The sequence below is a fragment of the Halomonas sp. AOP25-F1-15 genome (assembly GCF_052378675.1).
In the GTDB taxonomy this organism is placed as follows: domain Bacteria; phylum Pseudomonadota; class Gammaproteobacteria; order Pseudomonadales; family Halomonadaceae; genus Vreelandella; species Vreelandella casei.
This window is the reverse complement of the sequence record NZ_JBQSXV010000015.1, coordinates 1-4,749: the sequence shown is the minus strand read 5'-3', so window position 1 is coordinate 4,749 and position 4,749 is coordinate 1. Positions and strand designations below refer to the sequence as shown.

Sequence of the window (4,749 nt, the reverse complement as noted above, 5' to 3'; positions counted from 1 at the left end):
CAGTTCGTAAGCGTCAACGGCCAGATGAAGTTTGCTGGTGTTGTCTGCACGGCTTTTACCAATGGCTTCTGTTTGCTCTGTGGCGGCCCTGTACTGTCCTGGTGTGCTTTAACATAAGAGCCATCAATGAACAGCCACTCAACATCAGGGTAATCCACCAATGTGCTGAAAACCGTCATCAGTGTTCCAGCCGCTGACCAGGCGTTAAAGCGCTTATAGACAGTATTCCAAGACCCAAACGCTTCGACCAGTGTTCATCCGTGAGCATTTGTCAGGGCATCGCAGGCTCGCAGTTTGTTGGTGCGGGGACCTCTATTCTGCGAGCTTGCTTCTACTCTACCAAATCTTCTTCGCCCAAACGTCAACAGGCCCTAGCTAATTCAGCTAATCAATATAGGTAGGCTCGCTGGAGAGACGGTCTTCCGGCAGTTTGTCTCGCACGCCGGCTACTTGGCCAGCACTTACCTCACCACCTTCATTGCCCCAGGCATTACGCACGAAATTGGCCACATCAGCTACCTCATCATCAGAAAGCCGCCAGGCGAAATCGGGCATGGCCAGCGCTTCTGGACGCTTCTCGGTCGAAGGCATACGAGCGCCGGATAGAATCACGCGAATGATCCCGGTGGGATCCTCGGCATTGACCAGCGAACTGCCCTCCAGTGACGGAAACACCTGCGATGCCCCTTTACCATTGGCAAAGTGGCAGGCGTTGCAGTTATCCAGATAGAGCCGAGCACCGGTATTACCGTCCACATCGGCGTGGGTCAGCATCGCTTGGGTCTGTTCGGCGGCCTGTTCATCGTGGGGCGCCTCGTCGCCTTTTCCTGCGGGCAATGATTTGAGATAGCTCGCGATAGCATAGAGGTCGGCCTCATCCAGATGCGATGTACTGTACGCAACCACCGGGGCCATCTCACCGGCAACGGCGCTATAATCATTTCGGCCTGTCTCCAGATAGGCAACGATATCCTCTTCGCTCCAGCGCTGAAGCGGATGGCGCTGATTACCACTACCGCGCAGATTAGGTGCGTACCAGCCTTCCAGCGTTTCCCCTCTCAGGAAGTCACGGCCCTCGCCGTTCATGGCCTTTTCCTGGAAGAACAACCCACGCGGTGTATGACAACTGCCGCAGTGCCCCAGCCCTTGCACCAGGTAAGCGCCCCGGTTCAGCTCATCGCTTCGATCATTAGAGGGCGTGAACGGTTCAGAGGATGTGAAAAACCAGTTCCAAATCCCAATACCCCAGCGCTGGTTGAACGGAAAGCTCAGATCCGTACTCTCCGGCTGATTCGACACCGGCGCAACGCCTTCCATGAAGTAGGCATAGAGGGGGTCAATATCGTCATCGATAATTAACGAGTAGGAAGGATACGGCATGGCCGGATAAAGCTTTTTGCCATCATTACGCACGCCATCGCGCAGCGCAGCGGCAAACTCATCGCGCGTATAGTTGCCAATTCCGGCATCTGGGTCAGGGGTAATATTGGTCGAGAAAATCTCCCCAAAAGGGCTTTCAATCGCCTGACCGCCAGCAAAAGGCTCGCCACCTGGAGCGGTGTGACAGGCAACACAATCGCCCGCTCTGGAAAGGTACTCACCGCGCTCTATCTCAGTCTGATCAAATGCCATGCCTTGCGCCGCCGCGCTTAAAAGACCAACGCCCGCCAACCCCTGACGCCATTGTCGATGTATCATCATGGTCGCTCTCCTTATGCTTGAACCAGCGGGCCGGGGTTGGGTAAGTACTGCTCGCGGATCGCTTTCGCAGCCCAATAGGTCAGCGCGCCCACAAGCCCCGTGGGGTTGTACTGAAGATTCTGGGGAAAAGCATTGGCCCCCATCACAAACACGTTGTGGACATCCCAGCTCTGCAGATACCTATTCAGCGCACTGCTGGAAGGGTCGGACCCCATGATCGCACCACCGACGTTATGGGTCGTCTGGTAAGGCCGGACATCATAATGCGAATCGAAATCCTTGAACGAGAGCTTGTAGTCGTCCGGCCCCAGCGCCTTGGAGAGCGTGTCGATCTTCTGTTTCATGAACTGGGTCATGCGCACATCGTTTGCCTTCCAGTCAAACGTCATGCGCATGAGCGGTCGCCCATGGTCATCGGTATAGTTGGGGTCAAGATCCAGATAGCAGTCGCGGTAGGCCATGTTGCTGCCGTGAGAACCAATCGTCATGGTGTGACCATAGGTTTCCTGCACGGCCTGTTTCCAGCCAGCGCCCCAGCTTGGCGCACCTGAGCGCAGCGGCATATTGCGAATCGGCTGTCCATTGGTCATCGCGGCATTGATATAGGAGCCGCCAATGAAGCCTTCCTGGGCAAAGTCGATCTGCTCAACGCCGAAGTCGTTGATGATTTCGCCATTGGCACCTGCACCAATGAAGGGATTGAACTCTTTATCCTTGAAGTAGAGCGTTGAGCCACCGTTCATCTGGTAGGCGTAGTTCTTGCCGACTACACCCTCGCCGCTTACCGGGTCATAAGGGGTACCAATACCCGATACCAACATCAGGTGTACATTGTTCAGCGAGAACGTACCCAGCACCACCAGATCAGCCGGCTGAAATATCTCATCGCCCTCGCTATCGATATAGGTCACGCCGGTGGCCTTTTTGCCATCGCTATCTAGCTCGACCCGTAGCACTTCGCTATTGGCCTGGTAAGAGAAATTTTCGCGCCGCTTCAGTGCGCCCAGAATACAGGTCTGGGGCGAGGACTTGGAGTAGTTCATGCAGCCATAACGTTCACAGAAACCACAAAAATTACACGGCCCAAGCTGCATACCATAGGGGTTGGTATACGCTTCTGAAGCGTTACCGGCAGGCAAGGGAAAAGGATGCAGTCCCTGATCACGCGCCATGTCAGCAAACAGCGTATCGTTATGGGTACGCGCGAGCGGCGGCATGGGATATTCATTTGAGCGCCATCCCTCGAATGGGTTGCCCCCTTCCTGAAGCTCGCCGTTAAGGTTACCCGCCTTGCCAGAAATACCCGCCACTTTTTCGAAATAGTCAAAAAAGGGCTCCAGCTCTTCGTAGCTCACGCCGTAATCCTGAATGGTCATTTCATCAGGAATGATATCGGCGCCGAAGTTCTCCTCGACGTAGCTTTTAAGGCGCAATTCCTGAGGCTGTGGCCGCCAAGTATGTCCGTTCCAGTGCACGCCCGCGCCGCCAACACCATCACCGGGTAGGAATGAACCCAGGGTACGGTAAGGGACAGCCATATCACCAAGACCATGACGAACCGTCAGCGTGCTTTTGGCCGGCTGTTGCATCAGTTTAAGGCGCACGCCGTAGGTAAGCTCATCGGCCATTTTCGGATAGGAAAAGTCCGGTACGGTATCGCGGTCTTCACCGCGCTCAAGCGCCAAAACGCTTAAGCCTTCCTCGGTTAATTCCATGCCCATGATCGAATTGGTCCAGCCAAGACCAACCAGTACAACATCAACCGGTGGATTTATTTTTGCCATGCTTATCCCCTTTCGCCGGTAAGGCTGACCGGCCCTAACGGATATTTGACGTTATGTTGGTCGACCCACTCCAGATACGCGCCCCTGGCGCCTGGGAAGCCGATAAATTTCCAGGCGGCCATATGCTTGTTGCCGCCATGGATTGGGTCGGCAAAATAGCCCTCTTTGGTATTTTGCAACAAAAAGGCAAAAAACTGGCGAGCACTAACGTTGTCGAAGGTTATGTCTTCCTGCTCAAGCTGCTGTAACACCTCTTCCTGAGTGGCGTTATCCAGGGCTGAGAACCTTTGGCCATACTGGCGCACGCAGTAGTCAAGCGTTGCGGCAATCCCCGCCCGATAAACCTCCCGTGGGAGCATTGACGACTGATATCCCATCAGCGGTAATACATCGTCAGGAAAGGGACCTTTCATGTACCAATCAGCCGCATAACCAAAGCTGCCTTCCATCTGCCTATCAATAAAGATGGGCACATTGGTTTCCAGGGCACCGGGCCCAGGCCCGTCGCTGGGAATCAACCGGTCACAGGCCGCAAGCAGAAAAACCCATTCGTCTGCGTCGAAAAAAACTGGCTGATAGTCACTTAGCTGTTCTGGTGGTTCGCTGGCGGAGACGGTGAGTGAGATGCCACTCCCCAGGGTGACGGCAGGAATGCTGGTTAACGCACCCTTCATAAATCGTCGACGCGATTCATTGTTTAGGCTCAACGGTCTGCTCCTTTATGCTTTTTTCAGTCACGGTTTTTTATAGTTAGCTCGGGCTAATTAATTAAGTCTAGGACCTGTTGACGTTTGAGCGAAGAAAATTTGGCAGGATAAAGGCAAAATCGCACAATGTTGCTTCCCACACCAACAAACTGTGAGCCTGCGATGTCCCGAAAATGCTCACGGATGAACACTGGTCGAAGCTAAAACCTATCCTGCTTCAACAAGGTGTCTATGACAAGGCCAGTCTGCGACCCACTGTGGAAGGTATTCTTTACCGGATGCGCACGGGTTGTCAGTGGCGGAACCTGCCCGAAGCGTTTGGGTCTTGGAATACTGTCTATAAGCGCTTTAACGCCTGGTCAGCGGCTGGAACACTGATGACGGTTTGCAGCACATGGGTGGATTACCCTGATGTTGAGTGGCTGTTCATTGATGGCTGTTATGTTAAAGCACACCAGGACAGTACAGGGCCGCCACAGAGCAAACAGAAGTCATTGGTAAAAGCCGTGCAGGCAACACCAGCAAACCTCATCTGGCCGTCGACGCTTACGGACTTC

General features: G+C 54.1%; 3 protein-coding genes and 2 pseudogenes. 1 reads left to right on the top strand and 4 read right to left on the bottom strand.

Features of this window, described 5'->3' with window-relative positions:
- The 4 genes and pseudogenes from ACT3TF_RS17125 to ACT3TF_RS17110 form a co-directional block, all read right to left on the bottom strand.
- Window positions 1–251: pseudogene (locus ACT3TF_RS17125) on the bottom strand (IS5/IS1182 family transposase); the annotation flags it as partial.
- Window positions 252–384: 133 nt separating this feature from the next.
- The gene (locus tag ACT3TF_RS17120; RefSeq protein ID WP_444672634.1) at window positions 385–1,701 is read right to left on the bottom strand and encodes a c-type cytochrome; all 1,317 of its coding nucleotides are present in this window, start codon (window positions 1,699–1,701) and stop codon (window positions 385–387) included.
- A gap of 11 nt (window positions 1,702–1,712) precedes the next feature.
- A complete protein-coding gene (locus tag ACT3TF_RS17115) occupies window positions 1,713–3,485 on the bottom strand; it encodes a GMC family oxidoreductase (protein WP_444672633.1) in 1,773 nt (590 codons plus the stop codon).
- Window positions 3,486–3,487: 2 nt separating this feature from the next.
- Entirely contained in the window at window positions 3,488–4,192 is a 705-nt protein-coding gene (locus ACT3TF_RS17110) for a gluconate 2-dehydrogenase subunit 3 family protein (protein WP_096279483.1), read from the bottom strand.
- Between the two features lie 173 nt (window positions 4,193–4,365).
- Here ACT3TF_RS17110 and ACT3TF_RS17105 point away from each other — a divergent pair.
- Window positions 4,366–4,749: pseudogene (locus tag ACT3TF_RS17105) on the top strand (IS5 family transposase); the annotation flags it as partial.